The sequence below is a fragment of the Luteimonas sp. A501 genome, assembly GCF_054052085.1.
Genome location: NZ_JBSVRI010000001.1, coordinates 827550 through 850953 on the forward strand (window position 1 = coordinate 827550; position 23404 = coordinate 850953).

The window sequence follows — 23404 nt, forward strand, 5'->3', positions numbered from 1 at the left end:
GCCCGGCGGGCCGGGAAGGGATCCCCGGCTGAAAGCTATACTTGGGGGTCCACAGCTCCCTGCCAGGCGTCCCCATGTTCGAATCCCTCACCCAGCGACTCTCCGGCACCATGGAGCGCCTGCGCGGTCGCGGTCGCCTGACCGAGGAGAACATCCGCGAGGCCACGCGCGAAGTGCGCATCGCACTCCTCGAGGCCGACGTCGCGCTGCCCGTGGTCCAGGCCCTGATCGAACGCATCAAGGTGCGCGCGGTCGGCCAGGAGGTACTGAAGTCACTGACCCCCGGCCAGGCCCTGATCAAGGTCGTGCGCGACGAGCTGACGTCGGTCATGGGCGCGGCCGCGTCCGACCTCAACCTCAACGTGCCGGCGCCGGCGGTCGTGCTGATGGCCGGCCTGCAGGGCGCGGGCAAGACCACCACCGTCGGCAAGCTCGCCAAGCTCCTGAAGGAGAAGCGGAAGAAGAAGGTGATGGTGGTCAGCGCCGACGTCTACCGTCCCGCCGCCATCGCCCAGCTGGAGACGCTGGCCAAGCAGGTCGACGTGCGCTTCTTCCCCTCGGACGTCTCGCAGAAGCCTGCCGACATCGTCCGCGCGGCGATTGCCGATGCGCGCAAGTCGTTCATCGACGTGCTGCTGGTCGACACCGCCGGCCGCCTCGCCATCGATGAGGCGATGATGGCCGAGATCAAGGAGCTGCACGCCGCGGTCAAGCCGGTCGAGACCCTGTTCGTGGTCGACGCCATGACCGGCCAGGACGCGGCCAACACCGCCAAGGCCTTCAGCGACGCGTTGCCGCTCACCGGCGTGGTGCTGACCAAGACCGACGGCGACGCCCGCGGCGGCGCGGCGCTCAGCGTGCGTTACATCACCGGTCGCCCGATCAAGTTCATCGGCACCAGCGAGAAGGTCGACGGCCTGGACGTGTTCCACCCGGACCGCATCGCCAGCCGCATCCTCGACATGGGCGACGTGCTGTCGCTGGTCGAGCAGGTGGAAGGCCAGGTCGACAAGGACAAGGCGCAGAAGCTCGCCGAGAAGGTCGCCAAGGGCAAGAAATTCGACCTCAACGACATGCGCGACCAGCTCGAGCAGATGCAGGGCATGGGCGGCATCCACGGCCTGATGGACAAGCTGCCGGGCATGGGCCAGATCCCCGATTCGGTGAAGAACCAGGTCACCGGCAAGGAAGTGCCACGCATGGTCGCGATCATCGGCTCGATGACCAAGAAGGAGCGCCGCAACCCGGCGCTGCTCAACGGCTCGCGCCGCAAGCGCATCGCCGCCGGCTCCGGCGTCACGCCGGCCGACGTCAACAAGCTGATGAAGCAGTACCAGCAGATGGAAAAGATGATGGGCAAGCTGGGCCGCGGCGGCATGAAGGGCATGATGCGCGGCCTGCAGGGAATGATGGGCGGGCGCGGCGGGATGCCGTTCCGCTGAGCGCGGACCATCGCATGGGCGGCGAGCCTGCCTTCGCTGGTGCTGCGCCGGCGGTGAGCGATCCCTTGGCCGCCGGGCACTTCACCACCCTCCAGGTCCGCAACGGCCTGGTGCAGGGCAGGGACCTCCACCTCCTGCGGCTGCGCAACGCGTCCCGGGAGATGTACGGCGGCGGGCCGCGCAAGGCCGAGGTGCGCGCGCTGATACGTCGCCGCCTGGCCAACGCAGGCGAGGCGGGCAGGGACTGCACGCTCCGGGTACAGGTGCGCCCGGTGCCGCCGGATACAGGTGGCGACGATGTGTTCGGTCCGCCCTTGGAGTTCGATTCGCCGGACTACGAAGGCGGGATTCCCGCCACGCAGCGCGTCGATGTCGGGATCGGTCCGCCGCGCCTGGTCCCGGTGGCCCCGCTTCGCCTGCGCAGCCATCGCGGGCTGCGTGCGCGGCCAGGCGTGAAGCATCTCGCCATCGGCCCGCAGTTGGACGCGCGCAATGCGGCCATCGCAGCCGGCTTCGATGATGCGCTGCTGGTCGCCGAAGACGGGCGTATCGCCGAAGGCACGTTCTGGAACATCGCCTTCTGGGATGGCCAGGTCCTGACCTGGCCGCTCGCCCCCGCGCTGCCCGGCACCACGGTCATGATGCTGCGCATGGCGATGGCCGGGACCGGGGTCGCGGAGCAGCGGGTGACGGTGATGCTGGACGGGATCGACCGGCAGCGCGCGGCGGTAGCGCTCAATTCGCGGGGGATCCAGGAGATCGCGTCGATCGACGGGCAGCGGTTGCCGGGCGATGCCGGCTTCACCGCCCGGCTGAGGGCGCTGCTCGCGGAGTGGGACTGGACGTCCTTCTGAATCGGCGGCGGAGGGGTGTCGCGCGGGGCGGCCGCCTGCGCTACAATTCCCGGCTTACCTCGCCATCCTGGCGACTGGGCAACACAGAGAACGCACCATGGTCAAGATCCGCCTTACCCGCGGTGGCGCCAAGAAGCGCCCCTTCTACCACATCATCGTCACCGACTCGCGCAGCGCGCGCGACGGTCGCAACATCGAGCGCGTGGGTTACTACAACCCGGTCGCGCAGGGCGCCGAACAGCGCGTGGTGCTCGACACCGCCCGCGTGGACCATTGGGTCTCGCAGGGTGCGCAGGTCAGCGACAAGGTCCGCAACCTGTACAAGGAAGCGACCAGCACCGCGGCGGCTCCCGCCGCCTGATGGCCGGGCCGCGCGTTCGCGCGCGGCCACATCCTTCATGGACACCACCGGGCGCCGCATCCTGCTGGGCAGGGTCCACGGCGCCTTCGGCGTGCGTGGCGAACTGAAGCTGGAATCGTTCACCGAGCCGGCACGCGCGATCCTTCGCTACCAGCCCTGGATCCTGCGCGATGCGCAGGGCCGCGAGCGTGAGCTGTCGGGCGCGCAGGGCCGCGAAAGTCCCAAAGGCCTGGTCGTGACGCTGCCGGGCATCGAAGACCGCGACGCCGCCGAGGCGATGCGCGGCAGCGAAGTCCGGGTCCCGCGCGCGGCGCTGCCGCCACCGGCGCCCGGCGAATACTACTGGGTCGACCTGGAAGGCCTGCGCGTGGCCAATGTCGAAGGCGCCGACTTCGGCACCGTGTCGCACCTGTTCTCCACCGGCGCCAACGACGTGCTGGTGGCGGTGGGTGATCGCGAGCGGATGATTCCCTTCGTGACTCCCGATTACATCGTCTCGGTCGATTTCGAGGCCGGCCTGGTCACGGTCGACTGGGACCCGGAGTTCTAGGCATGGCCGCGGGCGCCATCGACGCCATCGACGTCGACGCCAACACGCGCGATCCGATGCGCATCGACGTCATCAGCCTGTTCCCGGACTTCGTCGCCCAGGTGGCCGGCCACGGCGTGGTCGGGCGCGCGGCGGAGCGCGGCCTGCTGTCGCTGCACGGCTGGAATCCGCGCGAGCATGCCGAAGGCAATTACCGCCGCGTCGACGACCGCCCCTTCGGCGGCGGGCCGGGCATGGTGATGCTGATCGACCCGCTGCGCGCCGCGCTGGCCGCCGCGCGCGCCGCCGACCCGGCGCCTGCGCACGTGATCTACATGAGTCCGCAGGGGCGGCCGCTGGACCAGGCAAAGGTTCGCGGCTTGGCCGCGCTGCCGCGCCTCGTGCTGTTGTGCGGGCGCTACGAAGGCGTGGACGAGCGCCTGCTCGCGGCCGAGGTCGACGAGGAGCTGTCGATCGGCGATTACGTGCTGTCCGGCGGCGAACTGGCCGCGGCGGTGGTGGTCGATGCCGTGGCCCGCCTGCTGCCCGGGGCCCTGAATGATGCGGAGTCGGCCGCCCAGGACAGCTTCGAACCCGCGGCAAACGGGGGCGGGGGGCCGCTGCTGCTCGATTGCCCGCACTACACACGGCCGGTGGAGCATCCGCTGGGGGCCGTGCCGCCGGTGCTGCTCTCCGGCAACCACGCCGCGATCGCGACCTGGCGCCGCCAGCAGGCGCTGGGTCGGACCTGGCTGCGCCGCCCGGACCTGATCGACCCCGGCGCGCTGTCCCGGGCCGACCGTCGCCTGCTCGACGAATGGCTGGCCGAATCCGGCCTGGCTCCCGCCGGCAGCGTCCCGCGCCCGGCCGGGTAACACGCCGCTGGCAGACAAGCAGGAAACCACGCTACAATGCGCGGCTAGCTGTAACCACGCCAAGACGCGGGTCCACGTGCACTCGCGCTATAACAGCCCACAGGGCACTACCAACAGGCACAGGCAATCACGACCATGAACAAGCCCTCACTCAATACGCTGCTGCAGAACTTCGAGACCGAGCAGGTCACGCGCGAATTCCCCGTCTTCGGTCCCGGCGACACCGTGATCGTCAACGTCAAGGTGAAGGAGGGTGCGCGCGAGCGCGTCCAGGCCTACGAAGGCGTGGTGATCGCGAAGAAGAACGCCGGCCTGAATTCCGCGTTCACCGTTCGCAAGATCTCGCACGGCTTCGGCGTCGAGCGCGTGTTCCAGACCCACAGCGCGGCCATCGATTCGGTCGAGGTCAAGCGCCGCGGCGCGGTGCGCGCGGGCAAGCTGTACTACCTGCGCGAGCTCGAAGGCCGCAAGGCGCGTATCAAGGAAGACCTGGCCGGCAACGCCAAGGCGCGTGCGAAGGCCGCCGCCGAAGCCGCTGCAGCCAGCGAGGCAGCGTCGGCCGAGTAAGCCCGGCCACGCGCTCCACCGGACGGCCGCCTTCGGGCGGCCGTTCGCGTTTCCGCGATCAATCCGCTGCCGGCGCAGCCACGGGCACGCCTGCCGGCATGGCGGCCGCGTACGTCCGCGGTGCCATGCGCGGGCAGGAGTCGGCCACCGGTGCCGGCGGCTGTGCCGGTATCTCGGCGGGGATCGCGACCGCATCCGTGTCGCCGTCGCCTGCCAGCATCCGCGCCTCGCGCCAGCGACCCCAGCGGTAGTACGCCAGCGACATCACCATCGCGCACAGCGCGCTCACCGGGAAGCTCAGCCAGATCGCATCCGCCCCCAGCGCCGGCTGCAGCAGGTTGGCGAAGGGCACGCGGATGCCCCACAGCGCGACCACTAGGATCAGCAGCGGCGGCACCACCGCGCCCGTGGAGCGCACCACGCCCGAGACCACGAAGGTCACGCCGAAGAACAGGAACGACCAGATCGCGATCAGGTTGATGTGCTGCCCGGCCTCGATCGCCGGGCTGCCCGGGGGCAGGAACAGCGACAGGATCCGCGGGCCGAACAGCAGCAGCGGTGCGATCAGCGCGCCGGTCAGCAGGAAGTTGAAGGCGACGCCGGCACCCATGGTGCCGCCGACCCGGTCCCAGCGCCCGGCGCCGACGTTCTGCGCCGCCATCGAAGTGCATGCCGCGCCCATCGCCATCGCCGGCATCTGCACGTAGGTCCACAGCTGCAGGGTGGCGCCATAGGCCGATGCGGTATCCACGCCGTAGCTGTTGACCATGCTGATCATCACCAGCATCGCCAGCGATACCAGGATCATCTGCAGTCCCATGGGCACGCCCTTGACCACCAGCGCGCGCACGATGGCCGGGTCGGGCAGGTAGGCGCGCACTTCCGCGCGCGGGATCCACAGCGGGTGCCGGCGCCAGCGCAGCCAGGCCAGCATCGCCGTCAGGCTGCAGGCGTTCGCCACCAGGGTGGCGCCGGCGGAACCCGCGATGCCCATCCGCGGGAACGGGCCCAGGCCGAAGATCAGCACCGGGTTGACCACGATGTCCACGACCACCACCACGGCCAGGAACACGAACGGCGTGCGGGTGTCGCCGGCACCGCGCAGCACCGCGGTGAGGAAGGCGAACATGTACATGAAGGGCACCGCCAGGAAGATGATCCTGAGGTAGGCCTCGGCCAGCAGCAGTGACGCCTCCGGCGTGCCCATCCAGTCCAGGATGTGGCGCGCCAAGGGCAGCCCGGCGGCGGCCACCAGCAGCGACAGCGCACCGAAGAAACTCGCGCTGGTGCCGATGACGCGCCGTGCCCGGACCGGGTCGTGCGCGCCGATCGCCTGCGCGACCAGGATGGTCGCGGCCATGCCGATGCCGAACACCGAGCCGAGCAGGAAGAACATGATGTTGTTGGCGTTGGCCGTGGCGACCAGGGCCTCTTCGCCGAGGAAGCGCCCGACCCAGACCGCATTCACCGAGCCGTTGAGCGACTGCAGCACGTTGCCGGCCAGGATCGGCAGCGCGAAGACCAGCAGGGTAGGGGCGATGGCGCCCGCGGTGAGGTCGCGCGTCGAAGGTTTTGCCATTGGCACATCGTGCCAGAAGCGATGTCGAGGCCGGCGTTAGAATCAGGGCATGACTGCACAGGACCACGCGCCCGCTGCGACGGCCGGCGTACGCATCGATATCTGGCTGTGGGCTGCGCGCTTCTTCCGGACGCGCACGCTGGCGAAGCAGGCCGTGGACAACGGCAAGGTCGAGGTCGGCGGCCAGCGGCCGAAGCCCTCGCGTGCGGTGCGGGTGGGGGACGCGCTGCGGGTGGCACGTGGCGAGGACGTGTTCGACGTCGAGGTGCTTGCCCTGTCGGACGACCGCGGCCCGGCACCGGTCGCGCGCCTCCTGTACCGCGAGTCCGACGCCTCCCGTCAGGCGCGCGAAGAGGCCGCATTGGCCCGGCGCGCGGCGCATGACGGCTATCGCGCGCCGGAGCACCGCCCCGACAAGCGTGCGCGCCGCCTGATCCGTGCCCTGGGCGACATCGACGCCAGCTGACATGGAAAAGGCCGCGGCCCCAAGGGAGCCGCGGCCTTCGTTCGGCTGCGTCGGAACGGGAGATCAGCTCTCCGAGCGCGGCTCCTGCTCACCCAGGCTGTTGGGCGAGGTGGTGCCGGCAAACGCGCCAAGCTTGCGCAATGCCGCCTCCACGCCCGCGCCGTAGGCAGGATCAGCCTTCGTGCAGTTGTCGACGTGGCGCTGCTTGATGAAGTCCGGCGCATCGCCCATCGCGCGGGCGGTGTTGTCGAACAGCAGCTGCTGCTTGTCCGGCGTCATCAGCCGGAACAGGTCGCCGGGCTGCTTGTAGTAATTGGCGTCGTCGTCGCGGAAGTCCCACCAGTCGGCGTCGCCGGTGATCTGCAGCGGCGGCTCGCGGAACTGCGGCTGCTCCTGCCACTGGTTGAAGCTGTTGGGCTCGTAGTGCAGCCGGCTGCCGTAGTTGCCGTCGACCCGGCCGATGCCGTCACGATGATTGCTGTTGACCGGGCAGCGCGCGGCGTTGACCGGGATCTGCTGGTAGTTGGTGCCCAGCCGATAGCGCTGCGCGTCGGCGTAGTTGAACAGGCGCGACTGCAGCATCTTGTCCGGCGACGCGCTGATGCCGGGCACCAGGTTGCTGGGCGCGAAGGCGCTCTGCTCGACGTCGGCGAAGAAGTTCTCCGGATTCCTGTTGAGCTCGAACTCGCCGACCTCGATCAGCGGGTAGTCACCCTTGGGCCAGACCTTGGTCAGGTCGAAGGGGTGGTAGGGCACCTTCTCCGCCTCGGCTTCCGGCATGACCTGGATGTACAGCGTCCATTTCGGGAATTCGCCGCGCTCGATCGCGTCGTACAGGTCGCGCTGGTGGCTCTCGCGATCATTGCCGATGATGTCCACGGCCTCGGCATCGCTCAGGTTCTTGATGCCCTGCTGCGTGCGGAAGTGGAACTTCACCCAGAAGCGCTCGCCGGCCTCGTTCCAGAAGCTGTAGGTATGCGAGCCGAAGCCGTGCATGTGGCGATAGGTGGCGGGGATGCCGCGGTCGCTCATGACGATCGTGACCTGGTGCAGCGCCTCGGGCAGCAGCGTCCACCAGTCCCAGTTGTTGGTGGCCGAACGCAGGTTGGTGCGCGGGTCGCGCTTCACCACCTTGTTGAGGTCCGGGAACTTGCGCGGATCGCGGATGAAGAACACGGGGGTGTTGTTGCCCACCATGTCCCAGTTGCCTTCCTCGGTGTAGAACTTCAGCGCGAAGCCGCGAATGTCGCGCTCGGCGTCCGCCGCGCCACGCTCGCCGGCGACGGTGGTGAAGCGGGCGAACATCTCGGTCGTCTTGCCGACGGCCTCGAAGATCTTCGCCCGGGTGTACCTGCTGATGTCATGGGTGACGGTGAAGGTGCCGAAGGCGCCGGAGCCCTTGGCGTGCATGCGCCGCTCCGGAATCACTTCGCGCACGAAATTGCCCAGCTTCTCGTGCAGCCAGACGTCCTGCGACAGCAGCGGGCCGCGCGGGCCGGCGGTGAGACTGTTCTGGTTGTCCGGAACCGGGGCGCCGAAATCGGTGGTGAGATGGGTGACGGGGCATTTCTTCCCGTCGTCGGAGGGCTTGTTCATGCGCTGGCTCCCAATGCCGTGGTGGTCGGCCCTGACTCTAAGGCCGGATGATTGGAATATGAAATCGATTCAACGCCATTGATTGATAGCCCATGACTATTGCGGCGGATCACTTCTTGCCGAACAGCCCGCCGCCGATCTTCATCAGGTCGCCGATGCCGAGCTGGCCATCGCCGTCCTGGTCGAGCACGGCACCGAGCAGGCCGCCTGCGCCGCGCTGTTCGCGAATGGCGCGCTGTTCCTGGCCGAGGATGCCGCTCAGCGCGTCGGCGTCGTCACCGCTGGCCCCGGACTGGCGCTGTTGGAACATCTGTTTGGCGAGGTAGGCCATCACGATCGGCGCCAGGATCTTCATCAGCTGCCCGGCCTGGCCCTGGCCCAGCCCGGTGGCCTGCGCCACGCCGGCTTCGGCACGCGGCTGGTTGCCGCCGAAGATGTGGCCGAGGATCGCGCCGCCCTGGCTGGCGCCCGCACCGGCGCTGCTGCCTCCGCCCAGCACTGCGCCCATCACGCCGGCCAGGTCCAGGCCGGCATGGTCCTTCTGCAGCGCGCCGTACAGCGCCTGCGCGCCCTGCGGCTGGCTGGCATTCTTGCCGAGTGCGCCCATCAGGAGCGGCAGCGCCGCGCGGATCGCGTCGGACGCCTGCGCCGGTGCGACACCCAGCTGCTGTGCAACCTGCTGTGCAGGCGCGCCCTGGAGCTGTGAAAGAAGATCGTCGGTGAGATTGGCCATGTTCGTATCCTCGGTGTTGGATCCCCGATGCTACGTCGTTTCGATGGCGCAACGGCGCGCCAGGCGTGCCGGATCAGGACTCGCGCGATGGTGGCTGTCCGGGGTCGGGTCCATCGATGCGCGGCCCCCAGTGCTCGATGGCGTGCAGTTGCAGGCGACGCTCGACCAGCCTGCGCCACGATGGCACCAGCGGCAGCTCCAGCACCGGTTCCAGCGCCAACGGGTCGAGCACCCGATCGAACAGCAGGCGGTTGAGGCGCTGCAGCGACCAGTCCGGCCACGGGCGCTCAAGCAGGCACAGGGTGTCGCCAGCCTCCGCCGCCCCCGGCTGCGGCACGCGGTAGTACCAGCCCGTGCGGCCGCTGTCCTGTACGCGGCGCGCCATGTCCGGTACGCCGAAGCGGTCGTTGAGCTTCCAGCACGGCTGCCGCCCCTGGCTGACCTCGAGCACCGCGCTGCCCAGTGTGAAACGGTCGCCGATGCAGACCGTGCCCTCCTCGAAGCCCTGGCCGCTGAGGTTCTCGCCGAATGCCCCTGGCGCGGCCAGCACCGGCAGCGCCCCAAGTTCCGCGCGCCACGCCGAGTAGTGGTCGAAGGGGTAGTGGTGCACGGCCTTGTCGACGCCGCCGTGGACGCGCAGGTCGCCCTGCTCATCGCCGTCCAGGCCGGTGGCGGTGATGCGCACCAGGCCGCTGCGCGGGCGCTTGTCGATCCCGCTGCGGCTGCCCGGACGCGTGTACGGCACGGCCACGCCCGTGAGCAGGGCATCCACGCGCATGCGGATGTCCGGCGCGGGGCTCATGACAGCGTCTTCAGCCGGTACAGCGCTTCCAGCGCCTGCTTCGGCGTGAGCTCGTCGGGATCGATCCCGGCGAGCGCGTCCAGCGCGGCGGACGACGGCGCGAACAGCCCGAACTGCTGCGGCGAATCGAGCGTTTCCGCCGACAGGGGCGGCGATGCGGACTGGCCGTGCTGCTCGAGTTCGGCCAGTCGCGCGCGCGCCTGGCGCAGCACGGGCTTCGGCAGCCCGGCCAGCGCGGCCACCTGCAGCCCGAAGCTCCGGTTGGCCGGACCATCCTTGACCGCGTGCATGAATACGAGCCGGTCGCCGTGCTCGACCGCGTCCAGGTGCACGTTGGCGATCCCGCTGCCCGGCGTGGCCAGCGCGGTCAGCTCGAAGTAATGGGTGGCGAACAGCGTGTAGCAGCGGTTGTGCGCGGCAAGGTGGCGCGCGCAGGCCTCGGCCAGGGCAAGGCCGTCATAGGTCGACGTGCCGCGCCCGATCTCGTCCATCAGCACCAGCGAATGCTCCGTGGCGTGGTGGAGGATGTGGCTGGTTTCGCTCATCTCGACCATGAAGGTCGACTGGCCGCGGGCAAGGTCGTCGCCGGCGCCGATGCGGGTGAGGATGCGGTCGATCGGGCCGATGCGCGCGCGCGCCGCCGGCACGAAGCTGCCGATGAAGGCCAGCAGCACGATCAGCGCGTTCTGGCGCATGTAGGTGCTCTTGCCGCCCATGTTCGGGCCGGTGATGACCAGCATCCGGCGCGCGCTGGTATCCGGATTGCCGTCAAGCATCAGGTCGTTGGGCTCGAAGGGTTCGTCGCGCACCGCTTCCACCACCGGATGGCGGCCGCGTTCGATCTCGAGGCAGGCGTCATCGACCAGTTCCGGGCGCGACCAGTCCAGCGCCATCGCGCGCTCGGCCAGGCCGGCGAGCACGTCGAGTTCGGCGAGCGCCGCGGCGCAGCGCTTGAGCGACTCCAGGTGCAGGTTGAGTTCGTCGAGGATCTGTTCGTAAAGCAGGCGCTCGCGGGCCAGCGCACGTTCGCGCGCCGACAGCACCTTGTCCTCGAAGCCCTTCAGTTCCTCGGTGATGTAGCGCTCGGCGTTGGCCAGGGTCTGCCGCCGGGTGTAGTGCGCCGGTGCCTTGGCCACGTGCGCCTTGCTGATCTCGAGGTAATAGCCGTGCACGCGGTTGTAGCCGACCTTGAGCGTGGCGATGCCGCTGGCCGCGCGCTCGCGCGCCTCGAGGTCGATCAGGAACTGGTCGGCATGGGTCGACAGCCGGCGCAGTTCGGCGAGCTCGGCATCGTGGCCGTCGGCGAACACGCCGCCGTCGCGGGCGAGGACCGGCGGCTGCTCGACCAGCGCGTCCGCCAGCAGCGCCGCCTGGGCCTCGTGCTCGCCCAGGCTTGCCACCAGCGCCTGCAGCCGCGGGGAATCCACGGCCGCGAGCGCCGCGCGCAGCCCGGGCAGCAGGCCCAGCGCATCGCGCAGCGTGGACAGGTCGCGCGGGCGCGCGGACCGCAGCGCGATCCGCGACAGGATGCGTTCGACGTCGCCGAGCGCGCGGAAGCGCTCGCGCAGGTCGCGCTCGACGCCGTCGGCGAGCAGCGCACCGACCGCATGCTGGCGCTGGCCGATGATCCCGCGGTCGCGCAGCGGGCGATGCAGCCAGCGCCGCAGCAGGCGCCCGCCCATCGGCGTGACCGTGCTGTCGAGCACGCCGAGCAGGGTGTGCTTCTGCTCGCCGTCCACGCGCGTGTCGAGCTCCAGGTGGCGACGGGTGGCGGCGTTCATCGCGATCGCGCCGTCGCTTGATTCCAGCGCGATCGCGGTCAGGTGCGGGAGGCGCTGCTTCTGCGTCTCCTCGACGTAGCCGAGCAGGGCGCCCGCCGCGGCGATGGCCTGCGGCAGGTCCTCGATGCCGAAGGCGCCCAGGTCGTGCAGGCCGAAGAACTGCAGCAGCTGCCGGCGCCCGCTGTCGGCGTCGAACAGCCAGGGCGCGCGCCGGCGAACGCCGCCGCGGCCGGTCGCGAACGCGGGCCAGCCCTCCTCGTCGGGCAGCAGCAGCTCGGCGGGATCAAGGCGTGCGAGCTCGGCCTCCAGCGCGTCGTCGCCGACGACCTCGTTGGCCAGGAAGCGCCCGCCTGCGAGGTCCGCCCAGGCCAGGCCGTAGCTGACGCCCTTGGACGACGTGCCGCCGCGGCTGACAGCGAGCAGCAACGTATCGCGGCGTTCGGACAGCAGCGCCTCGTCGGTGACCGTCCCCGGCGTGACGACCCGCACCACCTTGCGCTCGACCAGGCCCTTGCTGGTCGCGGGATCGCCGACCTGCTCGCAGATCGCCACCGACTCGCCCAGCGCCACCAGGCGCGCGAGGTAGCCTTCGGCGGAATGGTGCGGCACGCCCGCCATCGGGATCGGCGCCCCACCCGACGCGCCGCGCTGGGTCAGGGTGATGTCCAGCAGCTTCGCCGCCTTGCGGGCGTCATCGTGGAACAGCTCGTAGAAGTCGCCCATGCGGAAGAACAGCAGCACGTCGGGGTGCTCCGCCTTGGCGGCGAAGTACTGCTTCATGAGCGGCGTATGTTCGGGCTTTCTGTCCAGCTTCATTCGTCCGGCGGCAGGGGCGCGCGAGGCACGCGCCCGGCACCGGATTGTAGCTGGGCAAGGCCGTCTCGCTGGCGACAGGACCCGGTACCACCACGAGCCCATGGCCGTCGCAGCGGAGCAGCAGCAGGCCGCCGCGGCCGCACATACGCATGCGTCCGGAATTGTGCTAGCGTCGCTACAAGGTTGCGAAAGCCGCAGCACCGGGCCAGTCCCCCCACACGGGCCCCGTGCGTTCCGCCATGCACTTCATGGCGGCGGCCGCGCCGACACCGATGACCGAAACAACATCCATCGTAGGGGGACACCCATGGTCTCAGGCCATCTGCAACGCCACGCGCTCGCCACGGCGCTCATCGCCATCCTTGCAAGTCCCGCACTGGTATCCACGGCGCATGCCCAGGACGCGCCGCCGGGCGCTGAAGAACGACCCACCACGCTTGCCGGCATTACGGTCACCGCGCAGAAGCGCGAGGAGGTACTGCAGGACGTGCCGGTCTCGGTGACGGTTCTGGACGAGCAACTGATCCAGGACACCGGCGTCCGCGACATCAAGGACCTGCAGGTCCTGGTGCCGGGGCTCACCGTGACCAGCACCCAGAACGAGGCCATCACCACCGCGCGCATCCGCGGCATCGGCACCGTGGGCGACAACGTCGGCCTCGAGTCGTCGGTGGGCGTGGTCATCGACGGTGTCTATCGCCCGCGCAACAGCGTCGGCTTCGGCGACCTCGGCCAGATCGAGCGCATCGAAGTGCTGAAGGGGCCGCAGGGCACGGTGTTCGGCAAGAACACCTCCGCCGGCGTGATCAACGTCGTCACCCGCCGCCCGAGCTATACCCAGAGCGCCGAGGCCGAGATCACCGCCGGCAATTACGGTGCGTTCGGCGTTGCCGGCAGCTACAACGATGCCTTCAGCGACAGGGCGGCCTTCAGCGTCTACGCGGCCAAGCGCAAGCGCGACGGCTGGATGGACGTGGAAACGGGCGCCGGCCCGCGCACCAACGACGAAGACTACGACCAGGACTTCCACACGATTCGCGGCAAGCTGCTGTTCGAGCCCACCGAGAACCTCGACATCCTGCTGTCGGGCGACTTCACCAACCGCGACGAGAACTGCTGCACGGCGGTGCAGACCGTGGTCGGACAGAGTGCGCTGGTGCTCAACGCCGTCGCCGGCCACCAGGCGGTGGCCGCGCCCGGTGACGATCCCTTCGACCGCGTCGCCTACAGCAACCGCCCGACCACGCAGAAGATCAAGGACAGCGGCGTGAGTGCCGAGGTCAACTGGGATCCGGGCTGGTTTGGCGGCGCGACCCTGACCTCGATCACCGCTTCGCGCGAGTGGGAGAGCGTCAACGGCCTCGACTACGACTTCAGCACGGCGGACATCCTGTACCGCAATCCCGACGAGGACGAATCGTTCACCGGTTTTGAAACCTTCAGCCAGGAGTTCCGCCTGACCGGATCCACCGACCGGATCGACTGGATGGTCGGCATGTTCTATTCGGACGAGGACCTGAACCGCGCCGAGAGCTATCGCGTCGGCGCGCACTATGAGCCCTATGTCTCTTCGTTGATCACCAATCTCGTGCTGGGTGAGCTGGCGCAGCAGCTGGGGCCGCTGGGCATCCCGGTCGACATGAGCAATCCGGCGCTGTTCCTGTCGCAGGTCAGCGGCCAGCCTTTCGGCACCAATTTCGCCGGGCTGGGCGCGCACGACCGCTACAAGCAGAATGCGGAGAGCCTGGCGTTCTTCACCAACAACACCTGGCACGTGAACGACGCGCTCGACCTCACCATGGGCCTCCGCTACACGCGCGAGGAAAAGCAGCTGTCCTCGATCTACAGCAATCCCAACGGCAGCATCGGCTGCAGTTCGATGCTGGCCAACCCGGGTGCGCGCGTCGGCGGGGCGCTGTACCAGCGCATCCCCGGGCTGGCGTTGCTGCCGCCGGAACTGCAGGCGCAGATCATCGGTGGCGCGGCCAACCAGATCCTCGGTTATTCCTGCCTGCCGTGGGCCAACGCGCTGCACAACGGCCGTTCGACCATGCAGGAACTCGACGAGAAGGAGTGGTCGGGCACGCTGAAGGCGGCCTATCGCTGGAACGAGAACGTCATGACCTACGGCTCGGTTGCGCGCGGCCACAAGGGCGGCGGCTTCAACCTGGACCGCGTGCAGTCGGCTGACGGCCTGTCCGCGAGCGGCGCGGGCATCATGCCGGTCAACGACACGTCGTTCGGCGGCGAGTTCGTCGACAGCTTCGAGCTTGGCGCCAAGACCACCTGGGCCGAGGGCACGCTGCTGTTGAACGCCACGCTGTTCCACCAGGAGTACGAGGACTTCCAGCTCAACAGCTTCCTGGGTACGAGCTTCGTGGTGCGCTCGATCCCGGAAGTGACCTCGTCGGGCATCGACGCCGAGATCCTGTGGCAGCCGCGCGCGGTGCAGGGCCTGATGCTGCAGGGTGGGCTGATGTATGCCAAGACCGAGTTCGGCGACGACATCCCCGGTCCCGACTTCATGGTGGGTACGCCGGCGAGCACGTCCGGCGCGTTGTACAAGCTGTCCGGCGCGACGATGCCGTTCGCACCGGAGTGGTCCGGCTCGCTGTCGGCGACGTACGAATGGGACTTCTCCAGCAACCTGATGGGCCGCTTCAACATCGGCGCGAAGTACATGGGCGACTACAACACCGGTTCGGACCTGGACGTGGAGAAGCACCAGGATTCGTACACGGTGGTCAATGCGCGCTTCGGCATCGGCCGCGCCGACAACCGCTGGATGCTGGAGTTCTGGAGCACCAACCTCACCGACACCGACTACGTCCAGGTGGGCTTCGACGGTCCGCTGCAGGCGCTGTTCCCGGACCCGGGCAATCCGTTCAACACCTACAACGCGTTCCCGGCCGCGCCGCGCATGTACGGCGTGACCCTGCGCGTCCGCTACTGATCCACGTGGCAACGGGGGCCCGCGCATCTCCGGATGCGCGGGCCCTTTTTTTCGGCCCGGGGCGACAAGCCCCCCGTGACCCCCGATACTGCGTGCTTTCGGCACGGAACAACACGATGGATGTCCCTGGCGACGCGGAACTGGCACGACTGGCCGAGCGCACCGGCACCCGGCTGCAGGCCGACCGCGACATGCTGGTGACCGCGGAAAGCTGCACCGGCGGCTGGATCGCCAAGACCGTCACCGACGTCGCCGGTTCATCGGCCTGGTTCGACTGCGGCTTGGCCGCATACAGCTATGAGGCCAAGCAGGCGCTGCTGGGCGTGCGTCCGCAGACCCTGGAAGAGCACGGCGCGGTCAGTCGCGAGACCGTGATCGAGATGGTTTCCGGCGCGCTTGTCACGTCCGGGGCCACGGTGGCGGTGGCCGTGACCGGCATCGCCGGGCCGGGCGGCGGCACCGAGGACAAGCCCGTGGGCACGGTATGGATCGGCTGGAAGCGCCGCGGCGGCTATCCGCAGGCGGAAGTCTTCGTCTTCGCCGGTGATCGCGATGCGGTCCGCAGGCAGACCGTGGCCGAAGCCCTGCGGGGGCTGGAGCGGCTGCTGTGAGTCGCCTGCGATTGGCGCTTCCTATGGGTTTCCCGCGTCGGCCGGCATGAAGAGGCCTGGTTCGCCGCCCACGTAGACACACATGACGTCGCTGCGGTACCGCGTCCGCAGGAAACCCGTCGCTTCGAACACGTCCGCGTGTTGCGGATTCGAATACGCGATGACGATGCGTCGAGGCGCGGCCCTGCAAGCAGCTTCGAGATTGGCCAGCACTTTGCGAATCACCACGTCATCGAACGGATTGTAGAAGTAGCAGAACAGGTCTCCCGGCGGCGGGTGGTAGGCGGCGGCATCCATGCACAGCAATTCGATCTCTGCGGCGCGCGGCTGGCGCGCGGCAAACGCGTCGATATTCAAGCGCGCCTGTACACACAGCGAATCGAACAGTTCGACGCCTATCACGCGGCGAAAGCCCATGTCGGTGGCGAGTGCAAGCGCACGCCCCTTGCCGGCGCCATAGTCGATGAATGTGTATTCCGCTGGATTGAACGGTTGTGCGGCACGCATCAGCCGGTTGAACCTGGCGAACGGCAGCGGGGCGTAAAAGACGGCATTTTCAAGATGTTGCGGATGGGGCCCGCTCCCGACGGATTCGGTTGCCTCGATTCGCCCCATGGTGGCGATGCCGAACTTGCGATCCAGCCTGGTCTCGCGTTGCGTCCGCAACCAGATCGGGATCTTGGCGAAGACGCCGAAGACGCCATCGATGCGGACCTGGCGGATCAGTTTTCGGATGAAGACGAGCATCGTCAGCCGTCCTGGTCGAACCACGTCACGTGCAGTTCCGGCAGGTCGGGCAAGGCGAGGCCGCCGTCGAGGTGCAGCCCGATGATCGGCTGTTCGCTGCGGGCGACGAACCCTTCGGCCCGCCAGCCAGCCATGGCACCGGCCGTGGCTGCCAACAACAGGTGGATCGCGGGTCGACGCTGCTTGCGCGCGGCAGCGACCAGGGCCCGGACGAGTGGTCGCGACAGCCCCGTCATTGCATCGGCCGACCAATAATCGAGCACCTGGAGCGGATCGCCCGGTGAGTCCTCGGCGTCACAGGCGAACCAGGCCAGCAGCTGCCCGTCGCTGTCGGACACCAGCAGATAGCGCGCCCGTCCGGCAGGTGGCAGGTCGAAGCGCCAGCGCACCGCTGCGTGGTCGCGGACGCTGGTCAGTGCGTCCGGACGCGCGCCCGAATGCCACAGTCCATCCATTGCCGGGACGCTCGATCCGGACCAGCGCCAGTGCAGTCCGGGCACAAGGCCATCGGCCGCGCGGTCACGCAGGACGCCGGCCAGGTCCACGATGGCGCCGAGTGGCTGGGCGACGATGCCCGGAAGCCTGCGCCGCAGGTAGTCGCCATGGCGCAGCACCTTCGCGTGTCGCACCAGCTTGCCCAGTACGCTGAAGCCGGCACGTCGACTTACCCCGACCGCGCCGGGTCTCGGCAATCCATACAGCAGGTCGACCTGCCCCCGGGCGGCTTCGATCAGCGCCTGCTGCAACACCAGCGCCGGCCCCAGCGAGCGATGCTGCGTCGTGACCGCGAAATGGGCGACCACGGCGGCGCGGACAGACTGCCCGCGCCAGCGCATCGGCCGCGGGCCGGCACCGATCACCCCCACCAGCTCACCGCTCGGCTGATGGCGCAACAGTTGGATGATCGGCGGGCCGTGCGGGCTGTCGCGATAGAAGTGGTCGTACTTTTCCGGCTGCATCGCAAGTGGGCCGAAGTGGTCGCCCCAGATGGCAAGGATCGCGTCGCGGTCGCGATCGACGTCGCCTGGATGGGTGGTGTAATGGGGCGACACGACCGGCACCCGGCTGGCCGCTTCGATGGTACTCATCGAGCCGCCACCAGCCGCCGCTTCAGCATCCGATGCATCCGCTCGCCCTGGTTCAGCACCAGGCGATTGATCAGCGTGTTGTGCAGGATGGCGTAGTCGCCCAATACGCATTGGCCAGGCCACAGGTTCGGGAACATGGTGTTGTCGGCCACCGTGCAGGAATCGACCGCCTGCAACTGCGGATGCGTGTCGCGGATGCTGCGCATCTGGAACAGCTCGATCAGGACCCCGGGCGAATGCCGGGCATGCGCCTCCTCGTAGGCGATCTTGAAGGTGAAGGCGTGGGCGCCGCTGACGAAATTGCACTTCATCGCGATGGGCCTGCCGTCCAGTTCCAGCGCCAGCATGTGCAGTTGGCCGCGCGCGTGGGCAGCCTGGCAGGCTGCGAACAGGAATGCCTGCCGTGATTCGTCGACACCCAAGGCGGTCCCTGCGCGGCCTTTCCAGCCGGAGGCCTCCACCTGCAGGAAATTTTCCAGCCACGTCGCGAGATCGTCGCCGTCGGACATCGTCCGGTAGCTGAGCGCGCCTTCCTCTCCCAGTCGGCGCTCCTTGCGGCGAAGCGTGCTGCGTTGTTTCGCGGACATGTGCTCCGGATCGTCAGGTGCGTCCAGACGATGCATCGCGCGCGTCCAGCGCGTGCGTCGGGACAGCAGCTGCGGCCGTCGTGCGATGGCCGTGTCCAACGCGGCTGCCACGTCTCCGTCCATGCGGATGTCGACCAGCTCCATGACGCCTGCCGTCGTCCCCTTGTCGGCGAACCAGTCGAGGATGGCGTCGATGGCCTCCTGTACATGCTCGCGGTGCAGCAATGGCGCGGCCAGGAAGGCGCATTCGTGGATCCAGGAGCGCAGCGTCCGCTGCGGCAGGCGCTTGAAGTGGGGGCGGAAGACCAGTGGCAACAGGCAGATCAGCTCGTTCGTGGCGCGGCGTACCGCCAGCAGCTGCAAGGGTTCGGTGGACAGGAATTCCAGTGCCGGCCGCAGGCACCAGCTTTCATAGAAAGGATTGGGTTCGGTCGCGTTGGCGGCCAGATGGTCGATTTCCAGGGCGAGTGCATCATCGATGCGCCTGACCTCGGTCAGCTGGACCTCTGGAGTGCGAATTGCGTTCATGGATGCGCCGGTTCCTCCCTGGACGGAGATGTTTCGCCCGTTTCAGCCTGGGATAACGCAAGAAGGACCGATGGCTGGACATCTCCCGCGGCCGCCTGGCCGCGCGTGCCGCCGGTATAGTTCCCGGATGGATTGCGATTGCACCGACCTTGTCCGGTACCGGATTCGCCACCTGCGTGGCCGAAGCCCTGCGCGGGCTGGAGCGGCTGCCGTGAGTCGCCTGCGATGACCATGCTCGATGCCCTTGCCGGTGTCCGCGACCTCGGGCGCCTGCAGGAGATCGCCGTCGTCTTCGTTCGCCACGGCTTCGGGGACCTCGTGCGTCGCAGCGGCATGGCGGGCGTACTCGAGCGCGCCGGGCGGCTGCTGCACTGGGAGCGCGCCGAGGAGCGGCTGGAAATGAAGCCCGCGCAGCGCCTGCGCAGTGCGCTGCAGGAGCTGGGGCCGACCTTCGTCAAGCTTGGCCAGGTGCTGGCCACGCGCGTGGACCTGCTGCCGCCGGAGTGGATCGCCGAGCTGGGACTGCTGCAGAACGCGGTCCCGGCGCTGCCCTGGGAGGCGGTGCGGCCACAGCTGGTGGAGGACCTGGGCGTCGAGCCCGAGGTGGCCTTCGCGCGGGTGGAGCCGATACCGATCGCGGCGGCCTCGCTTGCGCAGGCGCACCGCGCGTGGCTGCACGATGGCACGGCGGTGATCCTGAAAGTGCGCCGCCCGGGGATCGTCGAGGTGGTCGACGCCGACATGCGGTTGATGGCGCGGCTGGCCGAAGTGGTCGAGTCGCAGCTGCCGGACCTGCGCCGCTATCGCCCGGTCGAGGTCGTGCGCCAGTTCCGGGCCTCGCTGCGGCGCGAGCTCGACTTCGCCGCCGAGTGCCGCAGCGCCGAGCGGATCGCCGCCAATTTCGCCGACGACGAGCGCGTGCTGGTGCCGCGGGTGCACTGGCAGTGGACGTCGGAGCGGCTCAACGTCCAGGACTTCGTCGACGGCATACCCGCGGGCGATCTCCCTGCGGTCGATGCCGCCGGCCTGGACCGTGCCGCGCTGGCGCGGGCGGGCACCGGCATCGTGCTCAAGATGGTGCTTGAAGACGGCCTGTTCCACGCCGACCCGCATCCCGGCAACCTCTTCTTCCTGCGCGACGGCGGCATCGCGATCATCGACTTCGGCATGGTCGGCCACCTCGGCGAGCGCCGCCGGTTCGAGATCGCGCGCCTGCTGCACGGCATGGTCGAGCAGGACGCCGAGGCGGTGGCCGACATCCTGCTGGACTGGAGCATTGGCGGCGAGGTCGACGAGGAGCGCCTGGAAGCGGATACGGCGGCGGTGGTGGACCGCTACCGGGGCGTGCCGCTGAAGGACCTGCGCATGGGCACGATGCTGTCCGATGCCGCCGGCCTGCTGCGCAGCCACGGCCTGATGTTGCCACCGGATCTCGCGCTGGTGATCAAGGCCTTCCTGACGCTGGAAGGATTCGGTCGCCAGCTGGACCCGGATTTCGACATGGCGACCGAGGCTCGGCCGTGGCTGGAGCGGGTGATGCGGCGCCGGTTCGCGCCCGCGGCCCTGGCCCGTCGCGGACGTCGTGGCCTCGCCGGGATGCTCGAGTTCGGCGCGGAGCTGCCGCGTGACCTGCGCCGGCTGATCCGCGCCGCGCGCGGCGGACGGCTGGGCGCGCGCATCGAGATTCCCACGCTGCAGGCCCTCGGCGACCAGGTCGACCGCGCGGCCAGCCGCCTGACCATGGGCGTGATCACCGCGGCGCTGATCATCGGCTCCTCGATCGTGATGAACAGCGTCGGCGGTGGTGCCCGCAATCAATGGCTGATGGCCTTGGGTGTGGCCGGGTTCGTGGGCGCGGCTGCCTTGGGGGTGTGGATCGTGTATTCGATCTGGAAGGGCGCGCACAGGCGTTGATTCCTGCGGCTGTTAGTAGTATTACTACTAACCATGGATATCACCGACACCCAGCAGTCCATCCTCGCCCTGATCGCCGAGCGCATCGCGGAGGAGGGCATGCCGCCCTCGCAGGCCGAGATCGCCCGCGCCTTCGGCTTCAGCAGCGTGCGCGCCGCCCAATACCATCTGGAGGCGTTGGAGGCTGCAGGGGCCATCGAGCGGGTGCCGGGGCGCGCGCGCGGGATCCGCGTGCTGCGGGCACCGGAGCTCCCGCAGGGATCGCTCGGATTCCCGGGGGACGAGGTCGCGGCTGCAGCCGCTGCCACAGGGCGCCAACCTGGTGCGGGTACGGCTTTTGTGGGAGCAGCTACAGCTGCGAATGCCGCGGCCGATCTCCTGGAGCTCCCCGTCCTCGGCCAGGTCGCCGCCGGCGTCCCCATCGGCGCCGACATCGGCAGCGACCAGATGGTCCTGATGGACCGCGCCTTCTTCTCCCCGGCGCCCGACTACCTGCTGCGCGTGCGCGGCGACTCGATGCGGGACGAGGGCATCTTCGACGGCGACTTGATCGGCGTGCACCGCACCGCCGACGCGCGCTCGGGCCAGATCGTCATCGCCCGCATCGACGACGAGATCACCGTCAAGCTGCTGAAGGTCGGCAAGGACCGCATCCGCCTGCTGCCGCGCAATCCGGACTACGCACCGATCGAGGTCGCACCGGATCAGGACTTCGCGATCGAAGGCCTGTACTGCGGCCTGGTGAGGCCGAACCGGTGACGCGGAATTCCCCCACGCTCACCCGCACCTTCCGCCGCTGCCGTTGACCCGCCGCAACCATTAGCTTCGAAACCACGGCGCGATGTCGCAGCCCCTGCGACCGCCGGTACGCACACTAGCCACATTCCCGAATACCTGATCCGAGGACACCACGATGGACGAGAACAAGAAGCGCGCGCTTTCCGCAGCCCTGGGCCAGATCGAAAAGCAGTACGGCAAGGGATCGGTGATCCGCATGGGCGACCGCGTCGCCGAAGTGGTCCCGGTAATTCCCACCGGTTCGCTGCAGCTCGACATCGCGCTCGGCATCGGCGGCCTGCCGCGCGGCCGCGTGATCGAGATCTACGGCCCCGAGTCCTCGGGCAAGACCACGCTTACCCTGCAGACCATCGCCGAATGCCAGAAGCTTGGCGGCGTGGCGGCGTTCATCGACGCCGAGCATGCGCTCGACCCGACCTACGCGCAGAAGCTCGGCGTCAACGTCGACGACCTGCTGGTGTCGCAGCCCGATACCGGCGAGCAGGCGCTCGAGATCGCCGACATGCTGGTGCGCTCCAACGCGGTCGACATGGTGGTGGTCGACTCGGTCGCCGCGCTTACCCCGCGTGCCGAAATCGAAGGAGAGATGGGCGACCAGCTGCCCGGCCTGCAGGCACGCTTGATGAGCCAGGCCCTGCGCAAGCTCACCGGCAACATCAAGCGCAGCAACTGCATGGTGTTCTTCATCAACCAGCTGCGCCACAAGATCGGCATGATGATGCCGGGCCAGAGCCCCGAAGTGACCACCGGCGGCAACGCGCTCAAGTTCTATGCCTCGGTGCGCCTGGACATCCGCCGCATCGGCGCGATCAAGAAGGGCGAAGAGATCATCGGCAACCAGACCCGCATCAAGGTGGTCAAAAACAAGATGGCGCCGCCGTTCAAGCAGGTCATCACCGAGATCCTCTACGGCGAGGGCATCAGCCGCGAAGGCGAGCTGATTGACATGGGCGTGGACGCCAAGCTGATCGAGAAGGCGGGCGCCTGGTACAGCTGCGGCGAAGAGCGCATCGGCCAGGGCAAGGAGAACGCCCGCCTGTACCTCAAGGAGAATCCGGAGGTCGCGAAGCGGATCGAAAGCGAACTGCGCGCCCGGCTGATGCCGCAGGCCGTCCTGGCCGCGGCCGCGGCTGCCGGTGACGAAAGCGCCAAGGCCAGCAAGGGCACCAAAGAGCCCAAAGAGCCCAAAGAAGCCAAGGAAGCGGCAGAAACCAAGGCCTGAGCGGGGTGGCCCGGGCGGGTGAAGGAGGGGGTGCCGATGGTGGCGCGCCTGAGGGCACCACCGGGCGGGGCCGCCGACGGCGGCCCGAGCTGACCCCGGCACAGCGTGCGCTCGGCCTGCTGGTTCGCCGTGAGCATTCGCGCAAGGAGCTCGCCCGCAAGCTCGAAGCCCGTGGCGTTGAGAGCGCGGAAGCCGAGGCCGCGATCGAGCGCATGGCCGAGGCCGGCTGGCAGGACGATGGCCGCTTCGCGACCGGCCTGGCGCGCATGCGTGCGGAGGCGGGTTACGGCCCGCTTCGGATCCGTGCGGAGCTTGGCACCCATGGGCTCGGCGGCGAGATCATCGAAGCGGCGTTCGAGGCACTTGCGGAGTCCGGCGCCGACGACTGGCGGGCCAATGCCCGCAGGCTGGTGCAGCGCCGCCATGGCCCAGCGGTTGCCGATGACCCGGTGCTGCGGCGCAAGGCCGCGGACCTGCTGTTCCGTCGCGGTTTCGACCATGACTCCGTGCGCGCCGCCACCGCGCCCGGGGACGAGGACGACTGAGCCGTTGGGC

At 68.9% G+C, this 23404-nt stretch carries 20 protein-coding genes and 1 pseudogene; 13 read left to right on the forward strand and 8 right to left on the reverse strand.

Going from position 1 to position 23404, the window contains the following annotated elements; genetic code table 11:
* Nucleotides 1-74 precede the first annotated feature (74 nt).
* From ffh to rplS, 6 genes are all read left to right on the forward strand, one after another.
* Complete coding sequence (gene ffh / locus ACW7G5_RS03780) at nt 75-1442, forward strand: signal recognition particle protein (RefSeq protein ID WP_457001944.1); 1368 nt, start codon at nt 75-77, stop codon at nt 1440-1442.
* Nucleotides 1443-1495: 53 nt separating this feature from the next.
* The gene (locus ACW7G5_RS03785; protein WP_457001946.1) at nt 1496-2296 is read left to right on the forward strand and encodes an aminotransferase class IV; all 801 of its coding nucleotides are present in this window, start codon (nt 1496-1498) and stop codon (nt 2294-2296) included.
* Nucleotides 2297-2393: 97 nt separating this feature from the next.
* Nucleotides 2394-2657, forward strand: a complete 264-nt coding sequence (gene rpsP, locus ACW7G5_RS03790) for a 30S ribosomal protein S16 (RefSeq protein WP_457001948.1) — start codon at nt 2394-2396, stop codon at nt 2655-2657.
* Between the two features lie 37 nt (nt 2658-2694).
* Nucleotides 2695-3207 (forward strand): ribosome maturation factor RimM, encoded by a 513-nt coding sequence (gene rimM / locus ACW7G5_RS03795; RefSeq protein WP_457001950.1) that lies wholly within the window; start codon nt 2695-2697, stop codon nt 3205-3207.
* 56 nt (nt 3208-3263) lie between these two features.
* Nucleotides 3264-4061: a tRNA (guanosine(37)-N1)-methyltransferase TrmD gene (gene trmD, locus ACW7G5_RS03800; RefSeq protein WP_457002859.1), complete on the forward strand. Its 798-nt coding sequence runs from the start codon at nt 3264-3266 to the stop codon at nt 4059-4061.
* 135 nt (nt 4062-4196) lie between these two features.
* Nucleotides 4197-4628, forward strand: a complete 432-nt coding sequence (gene rplS / locus ACW7G5_RS03805) for a 50S ribosomal protein L19 (protein WP_457001952.1) — start codon at nt 4197-4199, stop codon at nt 4626-4628.
* A 58-nt stretch (nt 4629-4686) separates the two neighbouring features.
* Here the strand turns inward: rplS and ACW7G5_RS03810 are convergent, their stop codons facing one another.
* A complete protein-coding gene (locus ACW7G5_RS03810) occupies nt 4687-6207 on the reverse strand; it encodes an MATE family efflux transporter (RefSeq protein ID WP_457001954.1) in 1521 nt (506 codons plus the stop codon).
* Nucleotides 6208-6256: 49 nt separating this feature from the next.
* Between ACW7G5_RS03810 and ACW7G5_RS03815 the strand changes: the two genes are divergently transcribed.
* A complete protein-coding gene (locus ACW7G5_RS03815) occupies nt 6257-6673 on the forward strand; it encodes an RNA-binding S4 domain-containing protein (RefSeq protein WP_457001956.1) in 417 nt (138 codons plus the stop codon).
* Between the two features lie 63 nt (nt 6674-6736).
* Here the strand turns inward: ACW7G5_RS03815 and ACW7G5_RS03820 are convergent, their stop codons facing one another.
* From ACW7G5_RS03820 to mutS, 4 genes are all read right to left on the reverse strand, one after another.
* Nucleotides 6737-8269 carry a catalase gene (locus tag ACW7G5_RS03820; RefSeq protein ID WP_457001958.1) on the reverse strand — a complete coding sequence of 511 codons (1533 nt, stop codon included), beginning with the start codon at nt 8267-8269 and terminating at the stop codon, nt 6737-6739.
* Nucleotides 8270-8378: 109 nt separating this feature from the next.
* Nucleotides 8379-9002, reverse strand: a complete 624-nt coding sequence (locus tag ACW7G5_RS03825; RefSeq protein WP_457001960.1) for a DUF937 domain-containing protein — start codon at nt 9000-9002, stop codon at nt 8379-8381.
* A 73-nt stretch (nt 9003-9075) separates the two neighbouring features.
* Nucleotides 9076-9804, reverse strand: coding sequence for an MOSC domain-containing protein (locus ACW7G5_RS03830; protein WP_457001962.1), 729 nt, complete (start codon nt 9802-9804; stop codon nt 9076-9078).
* A complete protein-coding gene (gene mutS, locus ACW7G5_RS03835) occupies nt 9801-12401 on the reverse strand; it encodes a DNA mismatch repair protein MutS (protein WP_457001964.1) in 2601 nt (866 codons plus the stop codon). The genes ACW7G5_RS03830 and mutS overlap by 4 nt, the downstream gene beginning before the upstream one ends.
* A 307-nt stretch (nt 12402-12708) precedes the next feature.
* On the opposite strand from mutS, the gene ACW7G5_RS03840 reads away from it, so the two are divergent.
* Together ACW7G5_RS03840 and ACW7G5_RS03845 are read left to right on the forward strand one after the other, a co-directional pair.
* On the forward strand, nt 12709-15354 hold the full coding sequence (locus ACW7G5_RS03840; protein WP_457001966.1) for a TonB-dependent receptor: 2646 nt from the start codon (nt 12709-12711) through the stop codon (nt 15352-15354).
* Nucleotides 15355-15470: 116 nt separating this feature from the next.
* Entirely contained in the window at nt 15471-15965 is a 495-nt protein-coding gene (locus tag ACW7G5_RS03845; RefSeq protein ID WP_457001968.1) for a CinA family protein, read from the forward strand.
* Between the two features lie 21 nt (nt 15966-15986).
* On the opposite strand, the gene ACW7G5_RS03850 is transcribed toward ACW7G5_RS03845, so the two are convergent.
* The 3 genes from ACW7G5_RS03850 to ACW7G5_RS03860 are packed head-to-tail and all read right to left on the reverse strand — an operon-like array spanning nt 15987 to nt 18915.
* Nucleotides 15987-16712: a hypothetical protein gene (locus tag ACW7G5_RS03850; RefSeq protein WP_457001970.1), complete on the reverse strand. Its 726-nt coding sequence runs from the start codon at nt 16710-16712 to the stop codon at nt 15987-15989.
* 2 nt (nt 16713-16714) lie between these two features.
* A complete protein-coding gene (locus ACW7G5_RS03855) occupies nt 16715-17800 on the reverse strand; it encodes a hypothetical protein (protein ID WP_457001971.1) in 1086 nt (361 codons plus the stop codon).
* Nucleotides 17797-18915: a GNAT family N-acetyltransferase gene (locus ACW7G5_RS03860; RefSeq protein WP_457001973.1), complete on the reverse strand. Its 1119-nt coding sequence runs from the start codon at nt 18913-18915 to the stop codon at nt 17797-17799. The genes ACW7G5_RS03855 and ACW7G5_RS03860 overlap by 4 nt, the downstream gene beginning before the upstream one ends.
* 231 nt (nt 18916-19146) lie before the next feature.
* Between ACW7G5_RS03860 and ubiB the strand changes: the two genes are divergently transcribed.
* From ubiB to ACW7G5_RS03880, 4 genes and pseudogenes are all read left to right on the forward strand, one after another.
* The gene (ubiB, locus tag ACW7G5_RS03865) at nt 19147-20829 is read left to right on the forward strand and encodes a 2-polyprenylphenol 6-hydroxylase (protein ID WP_457002861.1); all 1683 of its coding nucleotides are present in this window, start codon (nt 19147-19149) and stop codon (nt 20827-20829) included.
* 33 nt (nt 20830-20862) lie between these two features.
* Nucleotides 20863-21588, forward strand: a complete 726-nt coding sequence (gene lexA, locus ACW7G5_RS03870) for a transcriptional repressor LexA (RefSeq protein WP_457001975.1) — start codon at nt 20863-20865, stop codon at nt 21586-21588.
* A gap of 154 nt (nt 21589-21742) precedes the next feature.
* Nucleotides 21743-22780, forward strand: a pseudogene (gene recA, locus ACW7G5_RS03875) (recombinase RecA); the annotation flags it as partial.
* 158 nt (nt 22781-22938) lie between these two features.
* Nucleotides 22939-23394, forward strand: a complete 456-nt coding sequence (locus tag ACW7G5_RS03880) for a regulatory protein RecX (RefSeq protein ID WP_457002863.1) — start codon at nt 22939-22941, stop codon at nt 23392-23394.
* The last annotated feature ends 10 nt before the right edge of the window (nt 23395-23404 follow it).

Coding starts and splice junctions, on each gene's coding strand:
- ffh (WP_457001944.1), top strand. CDS start 75: ATGTTCGAATCCCTCACCCAGCGACTCTCCGGCACCATGGAGCGCCTG.
- mutS (WP_457001964.1), bottom strand. CDS start 12,401: ATGAAGCTGGACAGAAAGCCCGAACATACGCCGCTCATGAAGCAGTAC.
- ACW7G5_RS03850 (WP_457001970.1), bottom strand. CDS start 16,712: ATGCTCGTCTTCATCCGAAAACTGATCCGCCAGGTCCGCATCGATGGC.
- rplS (WP_457001952.1), top strand. CDS start 4,197: ATGAACAAGCCCTCACTCAATACGCTGCTGCAGAACTTCGAGACCGAG.
- ACW7G5_RS03855 (WP_457001971.1), bottom strand. CDS start 17,800: ATGAGTACCATCGAAGCGGCCAGCCGGGTGCCGGTCGTGTCGCCCCAT.
- ACW7G5_RS03845 (WP_457001968.1), top strand. CDS start 15,471: ATGGATGTCCCTGGCGACGCGGAACTGGCACGACTGGCCGAGCGCACC.
- ACW7G5_RS03860 (WP_457001973.1), bottom strand. CDS start 18,915: ATGAACGCAATTCGCACTCCAGAGGTCCAGCTGACCGAGGTCAGGCGC.
- ubiB (WP_457002861.1), top strand. CDS start 19,147: ATGCTCGATGCCCTTGCCGGTGTCCGCGACCTCGGGCGCCTGCAGGAG.
- rpsP (WP_457001948.1), top strand. CDS start 2,394: ATGGTCAAGATCCGCCTTACCCGCGGTGGCGCCAAGAAGCGCCCCTTC.
- ACW7G5_RS03840 (WP_457001966.1), top strand. CDS start 12,709: ATGGTCTCAGGCCATCTGCAACGCCACGCGCTCGCCACGGCGCTCATC.
- lexA (WP_457001975.1), top strand. CDS start 20,863: ATGGATATCACCGACACCCAGCAGTCCATCCTCGCCCTGATCGCCGAG.
- rimM (WP_457001950.1), top strand. CDS start 2,695: ATGGACACCACCGGGCGCCGCATCCTGCTGGGCAGGGTCCACGGCGCC.
- trmD (WP_457002859.1), top strand. CDS start 3,264: ATGCGCATCGACGTCATCAGCCTGTTCCCGGACTTCGTCGCCCAGGTG.
- ACW7G5_RS03825 (WP_457001960.1), bottom strand. CDS start 9,002: ATGGCCAATCTCACCGACGATCTTCTTTCACAGCTCCAGGGCGCGCCT.
- ACW7G5_RS03820 (WP_457001958.1), bottom strand. CDS start 8,269: ATGAACAAGCCCTCCGACGACGGGAAGAAATGCCCCGTCACCCATCTC.
- ACW7G5_RS03815 (WP_457001956.1), top strand. CDS start 6,257: ATGACTGCACAGGACCACGCGCCCGCTGCGACGGCCGGCGTACGCATC.
- ACW7G5_RS03810 (WP_457001954.1), bottom strand. CDS start 6,207: ATGGCAAAACCTTCGACGCGCGACCTCACCGCGGGCGCCATCGCCCCT.
- ACW7G5_RS03830 (WP_457001962.1), bottom strand. CDS start 9,804: ATGAGCCCCGCGCCGGACATCCGCATGCGCGTGGATGCCCTGCTCACG.